Raw genomic sequence first — 18466 nt, forward strand, 5'->3', positions numbered from 1 at the left:
AGTTGAGCGCCGAAAAGATGGACTTCTTGATCTCACCCGCGTAGTTCGTCCCCCCGATCAGGACCAGGCCGCGACCGAGATGGAGCGTCACGAACGTGGACGAGTTGAGCTCGCCGGCGATCGCCTCCGTCGCCTTAAAGTCGCACAGGTCGAGGACGGTGTAGTCGGGCTCAAAGTCCTCGAGGTCGTCCGTCGAGGCCGGGCGCAGGAACATGTTGTAAGCGAACTTGGAGTGCCACGCTTTCTCCGTGATGACGCGGACCCGAACGCGGTAGCGCGGGTCGGCCCCGGCGTAGCAGTCGCGGACGAAGAGGTCGCGGCCCGTCGCGTACCGCTTCATGGCCTTGTGGAGCCCGTCGAACGCCGCCTCTGAGATCGGCCGGTTGGTCGAGCCCCACGCGACGTCGTCCTCAGTGGAGGGCTCGCGCACGATGAACCGGTCGTTCGGGGAGCGTCCGGTGTGCGGGTCGGTCCGGGTCGCGAGCGGGCCACCCGCGGTCAGGCGACCCTCGCCCCGGCGAACGGAGAGCTCTACGAGCCGGGCAGGGGAGAGGTTGTAATACACCGTCTGGGTCCGGTCGAGGCCGAGGTCGGCGAGGTGACGGAGGACGGGTTCAGGGGCGTTCATGCAATAGAGGGGGACGTTCAGGAAGCGCTTCCAGAACTTGGACGCGTCAGCTCTGCAAGAGTGCCGAAGGTACAGGGGGTGCCGGTGCTTCTGACCCGGGCGAATGGCCAACACACGCTATCTTCGCTCCGACCGTTCTGTGCTCGCATTCGTCATTTCAGGCCTTAATGATTCGTTTTTCTACGCTCGCCCTTATCGTCGCCGTTTCCGCCAGCGCTTCGGCCCAGGTGCCGATCCAGGTTCGGTTGGACGCCGGGACGTTCCGCTACACCGAGGACCTAACGCTCGTCGAGGTGTACTTGTCGATCGGCGCGCACACGCTCCCGTTCCAGCAGACTGAGGACGGATTCACAGCCCAGGTGCCCGTTCGCGTTCAGTTGATGCCGTCCGCGACAGCCGCGCCGGACGAGGCGTCGCGGACTCCCATCTTCGATGAGACGCTCCCGCTCTCGTACGTGATCGCGGACACCACGGCATTGACCTCGGGTCAGGTGTTCGTCGAGCAAGTCCGGCTCGCCGCTGCACCCGGCGAATACGAGCTCGACGTTACGATGACGCCAACGGGTGGCTCGGAGGTGAGGCTCGCCCGAGACCTTCGGATTCCCGCATACGCTTCAGGAGACCAGACCAAGATCTCGTCGGTACAGCTTGCGTCGAGCATTCAGGCGTCGTCCGATCCGTCCGACCCTCTTTCGAAGAGCGGGCTCGCGATTCGCCCGAACCCGGACGCGTTCTACGGAGGTGGGCAGTCTGTCCAGTACTACGCCGAGGTCTACGCGCCGCCCGCCGACGGAGACGACTACACGCTGCTCTCGTTCGTCGCTGAAACCGACGGGGGGAGCGCGCTCCCGGGCCACCAGAACCGCGTTCAGCGCGTGTCTCGGCCGGTAGACGTCGTCGCCGGACAAATGGACGTGTCGACGTTGCCGAGCGGTATCTATCACCTCCGTCTCGTCGTGCTCAACGACGCCAACGAGTCGGTTTCCGAGCAGAGCAAGCGGTTTTACGTCATCAACCCGGACGTCGAGCGGACGGTGGTCGCGGCGAACGAGATGAGTCTTGAGGAGACCTTGTTTGCCTCGATGGGCGAGGAGGAACTCGAACTCAACGTGCGTCACGCCGCCGTGATCGCGACCAACCAAGAGCAGGCGGAGATCCGTGCGATCCAGACGGACGACGACCGGCGTCGTTTTTTGGCGGCGTTCTGGTCTCGCAGGGACACGGATAGCGTTACGAGCGTCAACGAAGCGAGGCGGGCATTCTACCAGCGGCTCAACTTCACCGAGGACCGCCTCCGCGAGTTCGGAGCGGCCGGTTTCGAGACGGATCGAGGGCGCGTCTACCTGACCTACGGGCCGCCGACCGAGATCGAACGCCGCATCTTCGAGGCCGACGCCTACCCGCACGAGCTCTGGCTCTACGACAATATTCCGGGGGAGGGGCGCTCGGTGTTCGTCTTCGTGGCCCGGTTCTCGAATGACCAGTTCGACCTGCTCCACTCTGACGTGGTCGGCGAGGTCTCGATCCCGAACTGGGAGATGGAGATCATCCGCTAGCGCTCGTCCTCGAGGGCGGCGGCCTGCACTCGTCCTCGAGGGCGTTACCCGACACAGACGTACGTGCGGTATGACGTTCGTCCTCGAGGCCGCGCGTCAAGGACGTAGCCGGCCGTGACCTCGATGTCCCCGAGCGAGGGGCCTCCCCGTAGCTTTCGGTCCCCCCACCTGATGCTACATGACCGAGCCGTTCACGCGCGTCGCCGCGCTCCGCGAACACGTTGACCAGACCGTCACCCTCAACGGGTGGCTCTACAATTCCCGTGGCTCAAAGGGACTTCGGTTCCTCGAGGTCCGCGACGGCTCGGGAATCGTTCAAGTCGTGGTGCGAGAAGACGAAGTCGATGGCGCGTCCTGGGACGCGTCCGGTGAGCTCACGCAAGAGAGCTCGTTACGTGTCGTCGGCGTCGTGACGGCCGACGAGCGGCAGCGTGGCGGCGTCGAGATTGTCGCCTCGTCGGTCGAGGTGCTGGCGTTGGCCGAGCCCTACCCGATCACGCCCAAGGAGCACGGCGTCGAGTTTCTGGGCGACCGCCGGCATCTGTGGCTCAGGAGCCAGCGGCAGTGGGCCGCGATGCGCGTGCGCAACCGGATCATCACCGCGATCCACGGTTACTTCCAGGGCCAAGGCTACATCCAGATGGACGCCCCGATCCTGACGGGGAACGCCGTCGAGGGGACGAGCACGCTGTTCGAGCTCGACTACTTCGGCGAGCCCGCCTACCTCACCCAGAGCGGCCAGCTCCACGGCGAGGCCATGGCGATGGCGCACGGCAAGATCTACACCTTTGGCCCGACGTTCCGGGCTGAGAAGTCCAAGACCCGCCGTCACCTGACCGAGTTCTGGATGATCGAGCCCGAGATGGCGTTCTACGACCTCGCCATGAACATGGAGGTCGCCGAGGAGATGCTGGTGGCCATCCTGGATGCCGTCCTCGAGGACAGCCGCGACGATCTCGAGATCCTGGGCCGCGACGTCGGCAAGCTCGAGGCGGCGAGGCAGGCGCCGTTCCCTCGGCTCACCTACACCGAGGCCGTCGACCTGTTGACGAGCGACGAGACGCAGACGATGCTCGACGCTGAAATCGCCGGCCTCGAGGACGAGCAGGCCGCCCTCGAGGACGAGCGCGACACCAGCCGCGCGGGATACGGTCAGGCGAAAAAGGGCGTTAAGCGTCGGATCGACGCGCGCGAGATCGAGATCAACGGCCGGCTCGACGAGATCACGGAGTCGCTCCGAAACCTGCCCCAGTGGAAGGAGAGCGCTGCGTCGTTCGAGTGGGGCGCCGACTTTGGCGGGTCGGACGAGACCGTCATCACGCGACACTTCGACACGCCGATCCTGGTCCACCGGTACCCCGCCGTGGTCAAGGCGTTCTACATGAAGCGCGACCCCGACGACGACCGACTCGCCCTCGGGATGGACGTGCTGGCACCGGAGGGGTATGGCGAGATCATCGGCGGCGGCGAGCGCGCGACCGACCTCCAGTTCTTGAGAGACCAGGTCGAGGCACACGGGCTGCCGGAGTCGGCCTTCGATTGGTACTTCGACCTTCGGAAGTACGGGTCCGTGCCGCACGCCGGCTTCGGGCTCGGCCTCGAGCGGATGGTCGCCTACGTGTGTGGCTTGCCGCACGTCCGCGAGACGGCTCCTTTCCCGCGCTTGCTCGGACGCCTGCACCCATAGTGTCGAAGCTCCCGCAGGTCCCCTACCGCGCGCTCCCCATCGATCCGGCCGAGTCGTCCTCGAGGGCGGACGCGTTGTTCGACGAGCTCGACGCGCGCCGCTCGCTCCGTGACTTCTCCGACCGCCCGGTCCCTCGCGAGCTGATCGAGCGTGCAATCCTGACGGCCAGCACAGCGCCGAGCGGCGCTCACATGCAGCCCTGGACGTTTGTGGCGGTGTCGAGCGCGGATATGAAGCGCAAGATTCGCGTCGCCGCCGAGGCGGAGGAGAAGGAGAGCTACGGCGGGCGCATGTCCGACGAGTGGATCGAGGCGCTCGCTCCCCTGGATACAACATGGGAGAAGCCGTTCCTGGAGACCGTCCCCTGGATCGTGGTCCTGTTCGCGCAGCGGTACGGCCTCGAGGCCGACGGCTCGAAGCGGAAGCACTACTACGTGCAGGAGAGTTGCGGCATCGCGGCCGGCATGTTCATCACGGCCCTCCACCACATGGGCTTGGCTACGCTGACGCACACGCCCTCGCCGATGCGGTTTCTGACGGGTCTGCTCGGGCGCCCACAAAACGAGGCGCCCTACATTCTCTTTCCCATCGGGTACCCTGCCGAGGATGCGACCGTCCCTGACCTGGAGCGGAAGCCTCTCGAGGACGTGTCCGTGTGGTTCGACCCCTAGCCTTTCGATCGTATGCGCTGGTCCCTGTTGCTCGCCCTCCTCGCAACCGCCGCTGGTTTGGCTCAGGCGCAGCCGGCGTCCCAGCGGGTCTCGTCCTCGAGTGCAGATCTGCTGCGCCTCCCGCCGCTCGACAACGACGCCCTCGAGAGCCGTGCCGACGCCGCACGTCGGGCAGGGCCGGCACCGCTCCGGTTCGCAGAGCCCGTCGAGGTCGCCCTCGACGCGAAGCTGCGGACGGGGTGGTCCACGGCCCCCGACGGCACGAGGGTGTGGCGGCTCGTGGTGTCGTCGCCGGGCGCGTACTCGCTGAGCTTCGGGTTCGACCGGTTTCGACTCCCCCAGGATGCGTCGCTGTGGATCTACCCCGAGGGGCAGGACCCGGAGTACCGAGCGTTCACCGCGGCCGACAACGAGGCCCACGGCGAGCTGTGGACGCCGATCGTCCCGGGCGACCGGGCCGTCATCGAGCTCAACCTTCCGCCGGCGAAGCCGTCCGCCCTCGAGGACTACGAGCTAGAGTTGGGGCAGGTCAACCACGCGTTCCGGCCGGCACTCTTGACCGACGGCGAGAAGGCGGCTGCCGGTGCAGGGGCGTCGGGGTCGTGCAACGTCGACGTCGTGTGTCCTGAGGGCGACGACTACCGCGACATCATTCGGTCCGTCGGCGCGTACACGGTCCGAGGCGTCGACAGGTGTTCCGGGGCCGCTATCAACACGACGGTCGGCGACGGCCAGGCCCTGTTCCTGACGGCCGAGCACTGCGGCGTTACGTCCTCGAGCGCTTCACAAGTCGTGGTCTACTGGAACTTCCAGAACTCGACATGCCGAGCACCCGGATCGCCGGAGAGCGGTCGAAATGGGGACGGCGCGCGGACTCAGTTCAACACCGGGACCGTCATGCTGGCAGACGGCGCTGCCGCGGACTGGTCCGTCCTCGAGTTCGACGACCCGATCCTCGCCGAAGCCCTCGTCTACCTAGCAGGATGGGACCGCCGCGACGTCGCCCCCTCGATGGCCATCGCGATCCACCACCCGTCGGTCGAGGAAAAGCGGATCTCCCTCGAGGGCGACCCGACCTCGATTACAAACTACGCCTCCAACTCGCCGTCCTCGAGCGCGTCCTACATCCGCATCGCGGACTGGGACGTGGGCACGACCGAGGGCGGATCCTCAGGGTCGCCGCTGTTCGACTCCAACCGGCGGATCGTGGGACAGCTTTCGGGCGGAGCGGCCGCGTGCGGAAACGACGAGCCGGATTGGTACGGTCGGACTCACAGCGCAATGTTCGACGGCCTCGATGCGATTCTCGACCCGGGCGACACGGGAGCCGAGACGGTCGACGGCATGGACGCTGTTGCGAGCGCGAGCGCCGGTGCGACGGTGTCAGCCTCGAGGGCGCAACCTGGGGAGTCCGTCGGGTTCACGTTCAATGTCCTGAACCCGACGAGCAACGTGTACTCATCTGCCCGTGTCACAAACATCCTCCCCGTCGGCCTCACGCTCGACGGATCGGTCACGGCCTCGACGGGAGCGGCAACGGTGAGCGGTCAGGGGGTCACGTGGTCCGGGACGATCGGTGCCGGTACAGAGCTGGTACTTCGCTACCAGGCGCGTGTCGACGACGACGCGGTTGGAGCACTAACGAACTCGGCCACGATCACCCTCGGCGACGGCTCGTCCGACCTGCTGGCGGAGTCCGTCCTGACGGTCTTCCGCTCCCGGCCGGCTCCCGACGCGATCTACCAGGTCACGCCTAGCCTGCGGATCCCCGACGCGGGTTGCACGGCGTACGTCGACTCAGAGATCACTGTGACGGACGATTTTGTCTTAGACCGGGTTAGCGTCGGTGTCAACGCAACACACACCTACAGGGGCGACCTCAGCGTTCGTCTTACAAGTCCTTCAGGCACCAGGGTGGTACTCATCGACCGGATCGGAACGGGTGCGAACGGCTCGAACGCCTCCAACCTGGACGTGCTCATCGACGACGATGCCGTCCCTGGTGCGTTCGACGGCGGCGATCACTCGACGGCCTCTCCCTACTACGACATCGAAGGGGCGCCAGAGTCGGGGAGCCCTGGTGGAGCCGTCGGCGCGCTGTCCGAGTTCGCGGGCGAGTCCGCGGCGGGCACGTGGACCCTCGGCATCTGCGACGGGGCGTCCCAAGACCTGGGGACGCTCAACCGATGGAGCCTGCTGCTGGTCCGCTCCGGCCGAGAAAGCACCGAGACCCAGGAGGAGCCGCCCTCGAGGACGGCCCTCGTCCAGATCGTCGGCGCCAATCCCTTTGATGTGTCGACCGAGGCCCACATCGAGGTCGCAGGCGTTCAGCGCGTCCGCGCCGTCCTGATCGACGCCACCGGACGCGTCGTCCGCGCCGTCCTCGAGGGCGACGTCGCCGGCTCACGGACCGTCTCGATTCAGCGCTCGACGCTATCGGCCGGGTCGTACTTCCTTCACGTCGAAACGGAAGGACAGTCCCAGACGGTGCCGCTTACCGTTCTGCGGTAGCCCTGAACGCAGCGAGCCCTCCAGCTTGAGCCGGAGGGCTCGCAAAAGAGCGGACGAGCCTGGACTAGCTGTTTGCCCGGATCAGCCGCACGTTGTGGGCAGCGATGCCGGCCTTGCCTCCACGAACGTCGAACTGAACGGTGTCGCCACCGCTGAAGTCGCTGCCTTGGGCGTTACGTGTCGAAAAAGGGAGCGCGTGCTCGCTCCGAGCATGGCGGACGAAGCCGACGCCGCGGCGGGCGTTGAAGCGAGTGATGGTGCCCTGGATCATGTCAGGTTCAGGTTTCTGAAGGTTGAGGCCGGACAGTACGCACCAATCGGCCGTTCAATGCCCGCTATCGAGGGAGGCTCGACAAAGGGTTGATAGGTCTTGGTCGAAGAGAGCACGAGGCCGGGAAGAAGGGGTCGAGGCCTTCAGATGAACGCCCTCGAGGTCGATACAAACAGGGACTTCCGACCCGATGTCCCGACTGCTCGAATCCAGCGCTAGCCTCTCGGAGACCTCACCCCGCGTGGGTGAGGCGCTGCACGACGACGTCGCCGAGATCCTACCGCTGCGTCGGTGCATCACGGGCGACGGGCTCCGAGCCACCCTCGCCGCGATCGGCCGGCGTGTCCCGATCGAGGTCACGGAGGTGCCGAGCGGGACCGACGTCCTCGACTGGACGGTGCCCGACGAATGGTCGGTCCGCGACGCGTACGTCGCCCTCGAGGGACGGCGCGTGGTGGACTGGCAGGACTCGGCGCTCCACCTCGTCCAGTACTCTCAGGCGTTCCGCGGGCGCCTGACGTTCGACGACCTCCGCCCGCACCTGCACTCGCTCCCGGACCAGCCCGATCTCGTCCCGTACCGAACGAGCTACTACGGCGACTCGTGGGGCTTCTGCCTCGCGCACCGCGACCTCGAGGCGATCGAAAGCGCAGCCGGCCGCGACCGTGTCCTCGAGGTCGTCGTCGATGCCGAAAAACGGCGCGGCAGCATGAGCTATGGGGAGGTCGTCTTCGAGGGCGAGACTGACGCGGAGATCTTGCTCTCGGCTCACGCCTGCCACCCCGCGCTCGCCAACGACAACGCGGCATCGATCGCCGTGGCGACGATGCTGGCCGAGCGGCTTCTCGATAGGCCAAAGCCTCGGCACACGGTCCGGTTCGTGTTCGCACCTGGAACCATCGGAGCGATCACGTGGCTCGACCGCAACCGAGACCGGCTCGACCGGATCGTCGGCGGCTTCGTACTCGCCAACTTGGGTGACGCCGGGCCGATGGTCTACAAACGGTCGAGGCCGGGAACGCTCGGCACGCCGGCACCCGCCGACCGCGCCCTCGAGGTCGCCGCGCGAGACCTGGACGTCGCCCTCGAGGTCCGGCCGTTCGCGCCGACGGGCTACGACGAGCGGCAGTACGGCAGCCCCGGCTTCAACCTTCCGATCGGCAGGCTGACGCGGACGCCGCACGGCGAGTACCCCGAATACCACACGTCCGGCGACGACCTCGACCTGGTCAAGCCTTGGGCGCTCGAAGAATCCCTTTTCGTCCTCGAGGCCGCCGTCTGTGCCCTCGACGCCGACGCTCGGTATCTCAACCGCAAGCCGCACGGAGAGCCCCAACTCGGACGGCGAGGCTTGTACAACGCGTTGGGAGGGCCGGGGGCGTCGCAAGCCCAACAGGCCATGCTGTGGGTCCTGAACCTGTCCGACGGCGAGCACTCCGCCCTCGAGGTCGCCCAGCGCTCCGGTCTCCCGTTCGACGCCGTCCGACGAGCCATCGCCGCCCTCGAGGACGCTGACCTGCTGGCCCATGCGTGACCCCGACTTCGATCGCTACCGCGCGAGCCGTGAGCATCAGCGTCGCGCTCATCGCCTGATTCCGGGCGGCGCGCACACCTACGCCCGCGGCGACGACCAGATGCCAGAGTGGATGCCGGTCGTGATCGAGAGAGGGGACGGCGCCCACGTCTGGGACGTCGACGGCAACCGCTACATCGAGTACGGCCAGGGACTCCGGGCCGTCACGTTGGGACACGCCGAGCCGCGCGTCACCGAGGCCGCTCGCGAGTGGCTCGACCGCGGCGCGGGCTTCTCGCGTCCGGCGAGCGTCGAGCTCGAGGCCGCCGAGACGTTCCTCGACCTGATCGGCGCCGACTGCGTCAAGTTCTGCAAGGACGGCTCGTCGGCGACGACGGCCGCGGTCAAGCTGGCCCGCTCCGCGACCGGCCGAGACGTCGTGGCCGTGTGCTCTGATCAGCCGTTCATCTCCCAGGACGACTGGTTTATCGGAACGACGCCTCTCGACGCCGGCATTCCACAGTCCGTCAAGGACCTGACGGTCCAGTTTCCCTACGGCGACGTCTCCGCCCTCGAGGGCGTCCTCGATGAGCACCGGCCGGCGTGCGTCGTCATGGAGGCCGTCCGGGACGCGTCCGACCCGACGGACTACGTCCTCGACTGCATCGCCGCCTGCCGGTCACGTGGCGTCGTGTTCGTCCTGGACGAGATGATCACCGGGTTCCGATGGTCCGCACGCGGAGCGCAAGGTTTGTACGGTCTCGACCCAGACTTGTCGACGTTCGGCAAGGCGGTTGGAAACGGGCACTCTGTGAGCGCGCTCGCGGGGCGCCGCGAGCTGATGGAGCTCGGAGGCTTCGATACCGACCGAGACCGTGTCTTCCTGCTCTCGGCCACCCACGGCGCCGAGACGCACAGCCTCGCCGCCGCGATCGCCGCGATGCGCATCTCCGACCTCGAGGACGCGCCTGCCCAAATGATGCGTCAGGGCGCCCGGCTACGTGCCGGCGTCGAACGGGCCGTCTGCGACGCCGGCCTCGAGGGGGTCGTCGGGACGGCCGGGCGGGACTCGAACCTGGTCTTCTACACCCGCGGCCCCGATGGCGACGCGTCGCAGGACTACCGGACGTTGTTCCTCCAGGAGCTGACGCGGCGCGGCGTACTCGCGCCCTCGTTCGTCATCACGACCGCCCACACAGACGCCGTCGTCGACGAGACCGTCCAAGCCGTGGCGGGCGCTCTCGAGGTGTACGGCCGCGCCCTCGAGGCCGGGTCCGTCGAGGGCCTACTCCTGGGCCGCCCGGTCCAACCGGTGTTTCGGAAACGAGCCGGGACGGTTTGGACCTCTGTAACCCGACCCGGCGGTGATGGCGCCGCTCTTGCACTTCCGCGCCCAAAGAGCGCGCACCCGTCATGAAAGTTGTCCTGTTCTGCGGAGGCGAAGGCATGAGGATCCGAGACCATTCCGGTCCGATCCCCAAGCCGATGGTCAAGGTCGGGTACCGACCGATCATCTGGCACCTGATGAAGTACTACGCCCACTATGGGCACACCGACTTCATCCTGTGCCTCGGCCACGGCGCCGAGTACGTCAAGCGCTACTTCGTCGACTACGACGAGACCGTTTCGAACAACTTCGTTCTGACCGGCGGCAGCGACGTCGAGCTTTTGCAGTCCGACATCCACGACTGGCGCATCACGTTCGTCGACACGGGCCTGACGTCGGTCATCGGCGAGCGGCTCCAGGCGGTCCGGCCCTTCCTCGAGGACGACGAGTGGTTCCTGGCCAACTACGCCGACGGCCTGACCGACGCCCCACTCGACGAGATGATCGGCTTCGCGACGGCCAACAACCGGGCCGCCTCGTTTATCGGCGTCGCGCCGAACTACACAAGCCACGTCGTCCAGGCCACGGACGACGGCGAGGTGACCGGCGTCCGCCACGTGACGGACGTGGGGCTCCGCATCAACGGCGGCTTCTTCGTCCTCAATCAGCGCGTGTTCGACTACATGCGGTTCGGCGAGGACCTGATGGCCGCGCCTGCCGAGCGGATGGCCGAGGCGAGCGATCTGGGCATGTACCGGCACGACGGGTTCTGGGCCTGCATGGACACGTTCAAGGAAAAGAGGCTCCTAGACGACATTTTGAAAGAGGGCACGGCACCCTGGGTGGTCTGGGACGAGGCCCAGGTCGAGGGCGATGGGCATTTGGGCCGGGCGGCGCTCGCCGACTTCGCCTAGATGTTCGACCTCGAGGCCGCTAAAGGACGAACCAAGCCGCTCCGCATCGTGCTGCTCGGCGCGCACGCCGACGACGTCGAGATCGGAGCAGGAGGGACGCTGTTGCGCCTGTTGTCAGAGCGCCCGCGCACGTCGATCACGTCCGCCGTGTTCACGGGCTCCGACGCCCGAGCCGACGAAGCCCGTGCCGCCGCGGCGGACCTCTTCGAGGACGCCCTCGAGGTCGACGTGCTCACGCCTGGCTTTCGGGACGGCTACCTGCCGTACCACGCGGCCGACGTCAAGGCATGGGCGCAAGAGGCGCTGTCCGGCCTCGAGGCCGATCTCGTACTCACCCACCGCCGCGACGACGCCCACCAAGACCACCGCTTCTTGTCCGATCTCGCCTGGCAGCTTTTCCGGGGGGCGACCATCGTCGGCTACGAGATTCCAAAATGGGACGGCGACCTGGGTCAGCCGAACGCGTACGTCGCCCTCGAGGCCGAGACGCTCGACAGAAAGATCGACGTGCTGGGTCGCCACTTTTCGAGCCAGCATGTCAAGCGCTGGTACGACGGCGAGTCGTTTCGCAGTCTCGCTCGGCTCCGCGGCATCGAGGCCGGCGTCCGCTACGCCGAAGGGTTCACATGCCGCAAGCTGACATGGTGACCTTTAGACGTCCTCGATGGGGTTTCGCGTCGTGCGTGTGCCTCCTTGCGCTCGTCCTGACGACGCTGGGGTTCGGCTGCCGAACGGACGCGGCGCCCAGGCCGGACGTGCCCGAGTGGACCGAGCCGGAGGCGACCGCTTGTCCGGCTGGGGAGTGGCCGAGAGACGCCATGTGCGTACCGGCAGAGGAGGCGTTCGCAGCACTCGGTCGTACGACGTACGTCGTCGACCAGAACAACCCGAGCGCCAGCGACCAGGGACCGGGGAGCGCCGCCCAACCGTGGCGGACGATCTCGCGAGCCGCTCAAAGCGGTGCCTTGCGCCCAGGAGATGCCGTGCTCATCCGGGCTGGGATGTATCGGGAGCAGGTCAGCCCACAGTCGGGCGGGACAGGTCCCGGTTCGCGGATCACCTACGCCGCCTACCCTGGCGACCAGGTGGTCGTCACGGGCGCCGACCCATCGGGCCGATGGACCCGTCACGCCGACGGCACCTGGCGCCTGCCGTGGACAGGCCCCGGTTTGGAGACGTACAGCTCGGACCGTGCCTTCCGACGCGAGCTCGTCGTTCGCGACGGCCGGCCGCTACGGGCCGCGACCTCGAGGGCGTCCATCGAGGACGATCGCTATTGGGTCGACGGACCCTCATCCGCCCCGCAAGCGGTGCACGCCCGCTTCGAGGGCGAGCCGACCAACGTCGAGGTCGGGGCGCGTGAGCGACTGTTCTGGCCGCTTGGCCCGGACCGCTACGCCGAGTGCGGCGATTCGTCGATGCCGGGATGGCTCCGGGTCGTCGGATTCACGTTCCGGCACGCCAGCAACCGCGCTCAGTGGGGCGCCTTTTGCGCCGGGAGCGAGGGCTCTCTCATCGAGGACGTCCGCGTCGAGTGGACGATCGGGCTGGGCATCGACATCTCGGGGCGGGACCACACGTTCCGTCGCGTCCGCGCGGACCTGAACGGTCAGATGGGGTGGGGCGGTTCGTGTTCGGGATGCGTCCTCGAGGACGGTGCAGCCGTCGCCAACAACTGGGTGGGACACGACCCGTTCTGGGAAGCGGGAGGGATGAAGCTGGTCGGGACGACGGACACGGTCGTGAAAAGGCACTACGCGGCTCACAACGGGGGACCCGGCATCTGGCTCGACGGTGGCAACCGGCGCAACACCATCGAGCGGAGCCTGGCCGTCGGCAACGAGATGGCGGGGATCATGCTCGAGCTGGAGACCACCGAGACGCTCGTTCAGCACAACGTCGTGGCCCGCACGCGATGGCTCGAGTGGACGGGGACCGGCATCCTGTCACAGGCCGCGAGCCGAAACGCCTACGTGCACAACACGATCGTCGAGAGCGAGGGGTCGGGGTTGTGGCTGCGTTTGGATCCAGACCGTCGCGCGGAGGACGGGTCGAACATCGTCTGGGGAAACCTCTTCTCCAACAATGTGACGTCGAGAAACGAGGCTCGGGAGATGTCGGTGACCGGGACGTCGATCGAGCACGTCCGGTCGAACCGGTTCGAGGGAAACCACTACCCGCTCAAGCCCGCGTCGACGGACCAATCGACGTTCTATCTCTATCCAGCCCCGGGGACGCAGGCCGGCTTCCGAGGGAGCGACATCGAGACCTGGCGGCGCCTCACGCTGGGGGATCGCCGCGCTACGATCGGTGATGTGCTCAGCGCTCCCGACGAGGTCGATCCGTGCACTCCAGGCTTCCACGTCGGTGCGCCCTCGACGGACGTCATCCCCTACGACCAGGCGGGGGCGGATCCGACCCTCGTCCGTGCGACTGCGGCGTGGCAGAGTGCACCTCCGGCGCCGGCGTGGCCGCGATAGGTCGCCCTCGAGGTCGCCCGGCGTACCGGAATCTCATGTTGATTCGCTCACGGCCATCGAGGACGGCTTGTTGTTGAGATGAGGTCGCCTACTGCTGACTTCATGGAGACCGTCCTTCTCACGCCCGACCGACCGTTCTCGAAGGCGAGAGCGCTTGCTGCTGCTCAGTCGTCCGTCCATGCCCGGCAGCGCATCGCGAACGGACTGGCGCTCGGAATCGCTGAGACCGCAGCGCTCGTCGTCGCGCTCCTCGTCGGTGGGCTGGTCCGGCAGTGGGTCACGGGAGAGTTCGTGTCCGTGACGGGGTACGCGTGGGCCGTCGTCCCGCTGTACCTCATCGGCTCGACGGCCACGTCGTTGCTCCCAGGGTGGGGGCTCGGCGCCGTCGAGGAGTTGCGCCGCGTGGTGCTCGTGCTCATGACCGCGTTTGCGATCACGACCGTCGCGCTGTGGCTCTCGAACACTAACGCTGACGTGACGATGGTGGCGAGCCGACTCACGCTAGGAATCTCGGCGATCCTCGCGCTCGCTCTCGTTCCGATGGCCCGGTGGAGCGTCAAGGCCGGGCTCGTGGCTCGGGACTGGTGGGGCGTCCCCGCCGTCGTCTATGGCGCAGGAGAGGCCGGCGCACGGATCGTCCGCAAGCTCCAAGAGGAACGAGGAATCGGCTACGCGCCTGAAGCCGTTTTCAGTTCCGACCCCGAAGACTGGGGTGGCTATCTCGATGCGATCCCGATCGTCGGGGACATGCAGCAGGTGGCGCCCAGCGCCGCGGTGGCCTTTCTCGCGCTCCCCGAAGCCGACCGGAGCCGTCAGATCGACTTGCTCGAAGGGCCGCTGTCTTGCTACCGGACGGTCGTGATCGTCCCCGACCTGTTCGAGGCGCCGAGCCTGTGGGTACGCCCACGCGACTTCGCCGGCGTGCTCGGCCTCGAGTTGTCGTCGACCTTGACGCGGCGCTGGCCGCGGCTGCTTAAACGGTCGGTGGACCTGTTCGCAGTCCTCATCACGGCCCCGTTCTGGGCTCCGGCGATCGCACTCCTCTCGCTTTGGGTTTGGCTCGGCGATCGCGAGTCGCCGTTCTACGGACAAAAGCGCATCGGTGAGGACGGCCGCGAGTTCACGGCGCTCAAGATGCGGACCATGGTCACCGACGCCGACGCCGTCCTCGAGCGCGCCCTCGAGGGCGACGACGCCCTGCGCGCGGAGTGGGAGCAGTTCTTCAAGCTCGAGAACGACCCTCGGATCACCACCGCTGGCCGACTGCTCCGACGGACCAGCCTAGACGAACTGCCCCAACTGATCAACGTGCTCCGGGGCGACATGTCGCTCGTGGGGCCGAGGCCCTTGCCCGCGTATCACCACGACGAGTTGAACGACCGCGTCCGTGCCCTCCGGGAGCGTGTCCGGCCCGGCATCACCGGACTCTGGCAGGTGAGCGGTCGGAGCGACTCCGGCAACATCGGGATGGAGCGCTGGGACCCGTACTACGTGCGCAACTGGTCGCTCTGGCTCGACGCCGTCATCCTGGTTCGCACCATCCGCGTCGTCGTCAAGGGGTCCGGCGCGTACTAGCGAGCGTCGTCCTCGAGGTCGCGCTCGGCTTCGACGGGAGTGTCGTCTGAGGCGGACTCGTCCTCGACCGGCTGGTCCTCGGCAGGCTCCTCTTTGGCCTCGAGGTCGGGATGATCGGTCGGAGAAGGGATGGGTGCGTCGAGGAGTTCTTCGGTCGCGGCCTCGAGGGCGGTCACTTCGTCGAGGTCGATGTCGCCGTCTCCGCGCCACGCGATGCGGCCATCCCGAGCCACGAGAAGTGCGTAGACGTCGTTGGACTTCAGCTTGAGGGACTTGCGGAAGACCTTGACGTCGACGAACAGAGGGACGGTTCGGTCCCGTTCCTCGTCAGATTCGACTTGGTGACGAACACCCATCGTCCCGAGACCTCCGAGGTGCTTGAGCGCGGTCGTCAAGACGGGCACTTCCCAAACGGCGAAGCGGTCTCCATGAACGGCCGCCAAGCGGTCGCCCAAGCGTGCCCACTGATCGGAGAGCGGGTCGAGGGCGTCCTGGAACGCCACGATCAGCAGCGTCGCGTCGGCCGGGAGGTCGTGTGGGATGGAGACGTCCTCGCCGTCACTCAGCCGGCGGCCTTTGACGACCGGAAAGTGCGACGCGGGTTTCGACGAGAACAATCCCATGGGACGAGGTAAGAGGGCCGGGCGTACGGCCCGATCCCCATCGAGGGTCCTCATTGCTCGGGCGGAAACCGCTCGAGCGCCTTCACGATCTGGCGGTCCGTCGCGAGACGGCGGGTAACGCCCCACGACGCGTAGACGCGTGACTGGGGATGGGCACGGACGAGCGTCCTCGACGAGTCGAGAAACGGCTGGTTCGAGAACTCGTCCTCGAGGTCGCGGACCGCCCCCGACGGGCCTTCGAGCCACTGAACGAACGCCGTCGGCCGGGCTCCCGAGTGGAGCAGCATGAGCGACCCGGTCACCTCGAGGTCAACAGCTCGGTCGCGCGACTCCTCCAGAAACACCTCGAGCTCGAGGGCGGAGACCTCTCGCGCCGAGCGGGCAAACAGGACGACTTGGGGCAGGCGACTCATGCACGCACCGCTGCGTGGTCAGAGACCCAGAGAGAAGCGTCCTCGAGGCCGTTTACGACTCCGAGGACGAGGCCGGCCTAGTCATCGTAGTTGTCGATCTGGGCGCGCTGGAGCCCGCCCGAGAAGTCGATGTAGCAGGTCTTCGTCTCGGTGTAGAAGTCGTACACCTCCCAGCCGCCTTCGCGGTGGCCGTTGCCCGTCGCCTTGACGCCGCCAAAGCTCATGTGCGCCTCGGCGCCGATCGTCGGGCCGTTGATGTACGTGATCCCGGCGTCGATGTCGCGCAACGCCCGGAAGGCGCGCGAGATGTCCTGCGTGTAGACCGCCGACGACAGCCCGTAGGCGACGTCGTTCGCGACCTCGATGGCCTCGTCGAAGCTCTTGATCTTGATAACCGACAGCACCGGCCCGAAGATCTCCTCGCGGGCGACGCGCATGTCGCGCGTCACGTCAGTGAACAGCGTCGGGTTGAAGAAGAAGCCGTCCTCGAGGCCGTCGCCGGTGGCGGGCGTGCCGCCCATCGCGATGGTCGCGCCGTCCTCCCGCGCGACGTCCATGTAGGTCGTCACCTTGTCGAGGGCCTTGGAGTTGATGAGCGGCCCCATCTCGACGCCGTCGTCGTTGCCGTAGCCCAGCGTGAGCGTCGAGGCCTTGGCCTTGATCCGCTCGACCAACTCGTCGTGGACGTCCTCGTGGACGATCAGCCTCGAGGTCGCGGTGCAGCGCTGGCCGGTCGTGCCGTAGGCGCCCCAGATCAGGCCCTCCATGGCCAGGTCGAGGTCGGCGTCTTCCATCACGATCGCCGGGTTCTTGCCGCCCATCTCGAGCGAGATCCGCGCGTGGCGGGCGGCGGCGGTCGCGGCAATGCGCGAGCCGGTCTCCGACGAGCCCGTGAACGAGATCGCGGCCACGTCGGTGTGCTCGACGATAGCGCGGCCCGTCGGCCCGGCGCCCTGAACCAGGTTGACGACGCCGGCCGGCACGCCCGCGTCCTCCATGACCTGGACCAAGAGCGCGCCCGAGTGGGGCGCGTCCTCGGACGGCTTGAACACGACCGTGTTGCCGCTCAGGATGGCGGGGAACATCTTCCACGTCGGGACCGCGACCGGGAAGTTCCAGGCCGTGATCAGACCGCACACGCCGATGGGGCGGCGGACCGTCATGTTGAACTTGTTGTTCATCTCCGACGGAACCGTGTGGCCGAACAGCTGGCGGCCCATGGTCATGGCGTAGTACGCCGTGTCGATGGCTTCCTGAACGTCGCCCTTGGTCTCGAAAAAGGGCTTGCCCATCTCGCGCGTCATCGCGTGGGCAATCTCGGCCTTTCGCTCGGTCATGATGTCGCCGACGCGCTTCAGGATCTCGCCGCGCTTGGGCGCGGGCATCAGGCGCCACGCATCGAACGCGTCCTTGGCGGCCTCGACGGCGTTTGCAACGTCCTCCGCACTCGAGGACGGGAACTCGCCGACCAGGTCGCTCTGGCGGGCCGGGTTGCGGCTCTCGAACGTCTCGCCGGAGGCGGAGGGCACCCAGGCGCCGTTGATGTAGTTGAGGAAGGGGGCGTCGGCCATCGGGGTTGTCTGGATTGGAGAGGCAGAGGGGCGAAGCTACCCGGGATCCCGTCCGGGGACTGCGAGAACGAGGCAAAGGTTGGCCGTCCTCGAGGTCGATTTCGGTTGGAGACCGGTCGTCGTCCTCGAGGCTGTTGGCTAGCTTGAAACCACCATCTCCGCGCTCGACATGTCCCAGTCCTCCACGCCCGCCATCCCATCGTCCGACCTCGAGGCCGCTCGCATGGCGGGCCGGTTGTCCGAGCGGATCCGGTCGGTGCCGCCGTCCGGCATCCGGCGCTTTTTCGAGATCGCCGCGACGATGGACGACGTGATCTCGCTCGGCATCGGGGAGCCCGACTTCGTGTCGCCGCAGCCGATCATCGAGGCCGCGAAGGCGAGTCTCGACGCGGGCAAGACCGGATACACCGCGAACCTCGGACTCGCCGACCTCCGGGACGCTGTGTCAGAGGAGATGACGCGGCTGTACAGCTTGGACTACCGCGCCAAGGACGAGGTCATCGTGACCGTCGGCGCGAGTGAGGCGATGACGATCGCGATGCTCTCGCTCGTCGATCCAGGCGACGAGGTGCTGATCCCCGAGCCGTGCTTCGTCAGCTACGGGCCACTCGCCGAGTTTGCCGGCGGCAAGGTGGTCTGGGTCCCGACGCGCGCCGAGAACGACTTCCAGGTGACGGCCGAGGACATCCGGTCGCGCATCACGGACAAGACCAAGCTCCTCTTCCT

16 protein-coding genes are annotated in these 18466 nt (G+C 67.1%); 11 read left to right on the top strand and 5 right to left on the bottom strand.

Features of this window, described 5'->3' with window-relative positions:
- Window positions 1-628: phosphoenolpyruvate carboxykinase (ATP) (locus tag WBA11_RS00005; RefSeq protein WP_424518680.1), on the bottom strand; the 628-nt coding region annotated here is incomplete at its 3' end.
- 167 nt (window positions 629-795) lie between these two features.
- Here WBA11_RS00005 and WBA11_RS00010 point away from each other — a divergent pair.
- The 4 genes from WBA11_RS00010 to WBA11_RS00025 all read left to right on the top strand — a co-directional run bounded on the left by WBA11_RS00010 (window position 796) and on the right by WBA11_RS00025 (window position 7053).
- On the top strand, window positions 796-2184 hold the full coding sequence (locus WBA11_RS00010) for a GWxTD domain-containing protein (RefSeq protein WP_424518681.1): 1389 nt from the start codon (window positions 796-798) through the stop codon (window positions 2182-2184).
- Window positions 2185-2362: 178 nt separating this feature from the next.
- Window positions 2363-3871 (top strand): asparagine--tRNA ligase, encoded by a 1509-nt coding sequence (locus WBA11_RS00015; RefSeq protein ID WP_424518682.1) that lies wholly within the window; start codon window positions 2363-2365, stop codon window positions 3869-3871.
- The gene (locus WBA11_RS00020; RefSeq protein ID WP_424518683.1) at window positions 3871-4542 is read left to right on the top strand and encodes a nitroreductase family protein; all 672 of its coding nucleotides are present in this window, start codon (window positions 3871-3873) and stop codon (window positions 4540-4542) included. Before WBA11_RS00015 ends, WBA11_RS00020 begins: the two co-directional genes overlap by 1 nt.
- A 12-nt stretch (window positions 4543-4554) precedes the next feature.
- On the top strand, window positions 4555-7053 hold the full coding sequence (locus WBA11_RS00025; protein ID WP_424518684.1) for a proprotein convertase P-domain-containing protein: 2499 nt from the start codon (window positions 4555-4557) through the stop codon (window positions 7051-7053).
- Between the two features lie 64 nt (window positions 7054-7117).
- On the opposite strand, the gene WBA11_RS00030 is transcribed toward WBA11_RS00025, so the two are convergent.
- The gene (locus tag WBA11_RS00030; RefSeq protein ID WP_424518685.1) at window positions 7118-7324 is read right to left on the bottom strand and encodes a cold-shock protein; all 207 of its coding nucleotides are present in this window, start codon (window positions 7322-7324) and stop codon (window positions 7118-7120) included.
- Between the two features lie 190 nt (window positions 7325-7514).
- Between WBA11_RS00030 and WBA11_RS00035 the strand changes: the two genes are divergently transcribed.
- The 6 genes from WBA11_RS00035 to WBA11_RS00060 all read left to right on the top strand — a co-directional run bounded on the left by WBA11_RS00035 (window position 7515) and on the right by WBA11_RS00060 (window position 15133).
- A complete protein-coding gene (locus WBA11_RS00035; protein WP_424518686.1) occupies window positions 7515-8858 on the top strand; it encodes a DUF4910 domain-containing protein in 1344 nt (447 codons plus the stop codon).
- A complete protein-coding gene (locus tag WBA11_RS00040; RefSeq protein ID WP_424518687.1) occupies window positions 8851-10254 on the top strand; it encodes a glutamate-1-semialdehyde 2,1-aminomutase in 1404 nt (467 codons plus the stop codon). Before WBA11_RS00035 ends, WBA11_RS00040 begins: the two co-directional genes overlap by 8 nt.
- A 29-nt stretch (window positions 10255-10283) precedes the next feature.
- On the top strand, window positions 10284-11078 hold the full coding sequence (locus tag WBA11_RS00045; protein WP_424518688.1) for a glucose-1-phosphate cytidylyltransferase: 795 nt from the start codon (window positions 10284-10286) through the stop codon (window positions 11076-11078).
- Window positions 11079-11726 carry a PIG-L deacetylase family protein gene (locus WBA11_RS00050; protein WP_424518689.1) on the top strand — a complete coding sequence of 216 codons (648 nt, stop codon included), beginning with the start codon at window positions 11079-11081 and terminating at the stop codon, window positions 11724-11726. It abuts the gene before it with no gap.
- A 170-nt stretch (window positions 11727-11896) separates the two neighbouring features.
- Window positions 11897-13558, top strand: a complete 1662-nt coding sequence (locus tag WBA11_RS00055) for a right-handed parallel beta-helix repeat-containing protein (protein ID WP_424518690.1) — start codon at window positions 11897-11899, stop codon at window positions 13556-13558.
- A gap of 102 nt (window positions 13559-13660) precedes the next feature.
- Window positions 13661-15133: an exopolysaccharide biosynthesis polyprenyl glycosylphosphotransferase gene (locus WBA11_RS00060; RefSeq protein WP_424518691.1), complete on the top strand. Its 1473-nt coding sequence runs from the start codon at window positions 13661-13663 to the stop codon at window positions 15131-15133.
- Here WBA11_RS00060 and WBA11_RS00065 read toward each other — a convergent pair.
- From WBA11_RS00065 to WBA11_RS00075, 3 genes are all read right to left on the bottom strand, one after another.
- Complete coding sequence (locus WBA11_RS00065; protein ID WP_424518692.1) at window positions 15130-15756, bottom strand: hypothetical protein; 627 nt, start codon at window positions 15754-15756, stop codon at window positions 15130-15132. The genes WBA11_RS00060 and WBA11_RS00065 overlap by 4 nt on opposite strands.
- Before the next feature lie 50 nt (window positions 15757-15806).
- Window positions 15807-16169: a BLUF domain-containing protein gene (locus WBA11_RS00070; RefSeq protein ID WP_424518693.1), complete on the bottom strand. Its 363-nt coding sequence runs from the start codon at window positions 16167-16169 to the stop codon at window positions 15807-15809.
- A 77-nt stretch (window positions 16170-16246) separates the two neighbouring features.
- Complete coding sequence (locus WBA11_RS00075; protein ID WP_424518694.1) at window positions 16247-17740, bottom strand: aldehyde dehydrogenase family protein; 1494 nt, start codon at window positions 17738-17740, stop codon at window positions 16247-16249.
- A gap of 169 nt (window positions 17741-17909) precedes the next feature.
- Here WBA11_RS00075 and WBA11_RS00080 point away from each other — a divergent pair.
- On the top strand, window positions 17910-18466 hold a 557-nt coding region (locus tag WBA11_RS00080), incomplete at its 3' end, for a pyridoxal phosphate-dependent aminotransferase (protein WP_424518695.1).

It is taken from the genome of Rubrivirga sp. (assembly GCF_049648075.1).
Lineage (GTDB): Bacteria > Bacteroidota > Rhodothermia > Rhodothermales > Rubricoccaceae > Rubrivirga.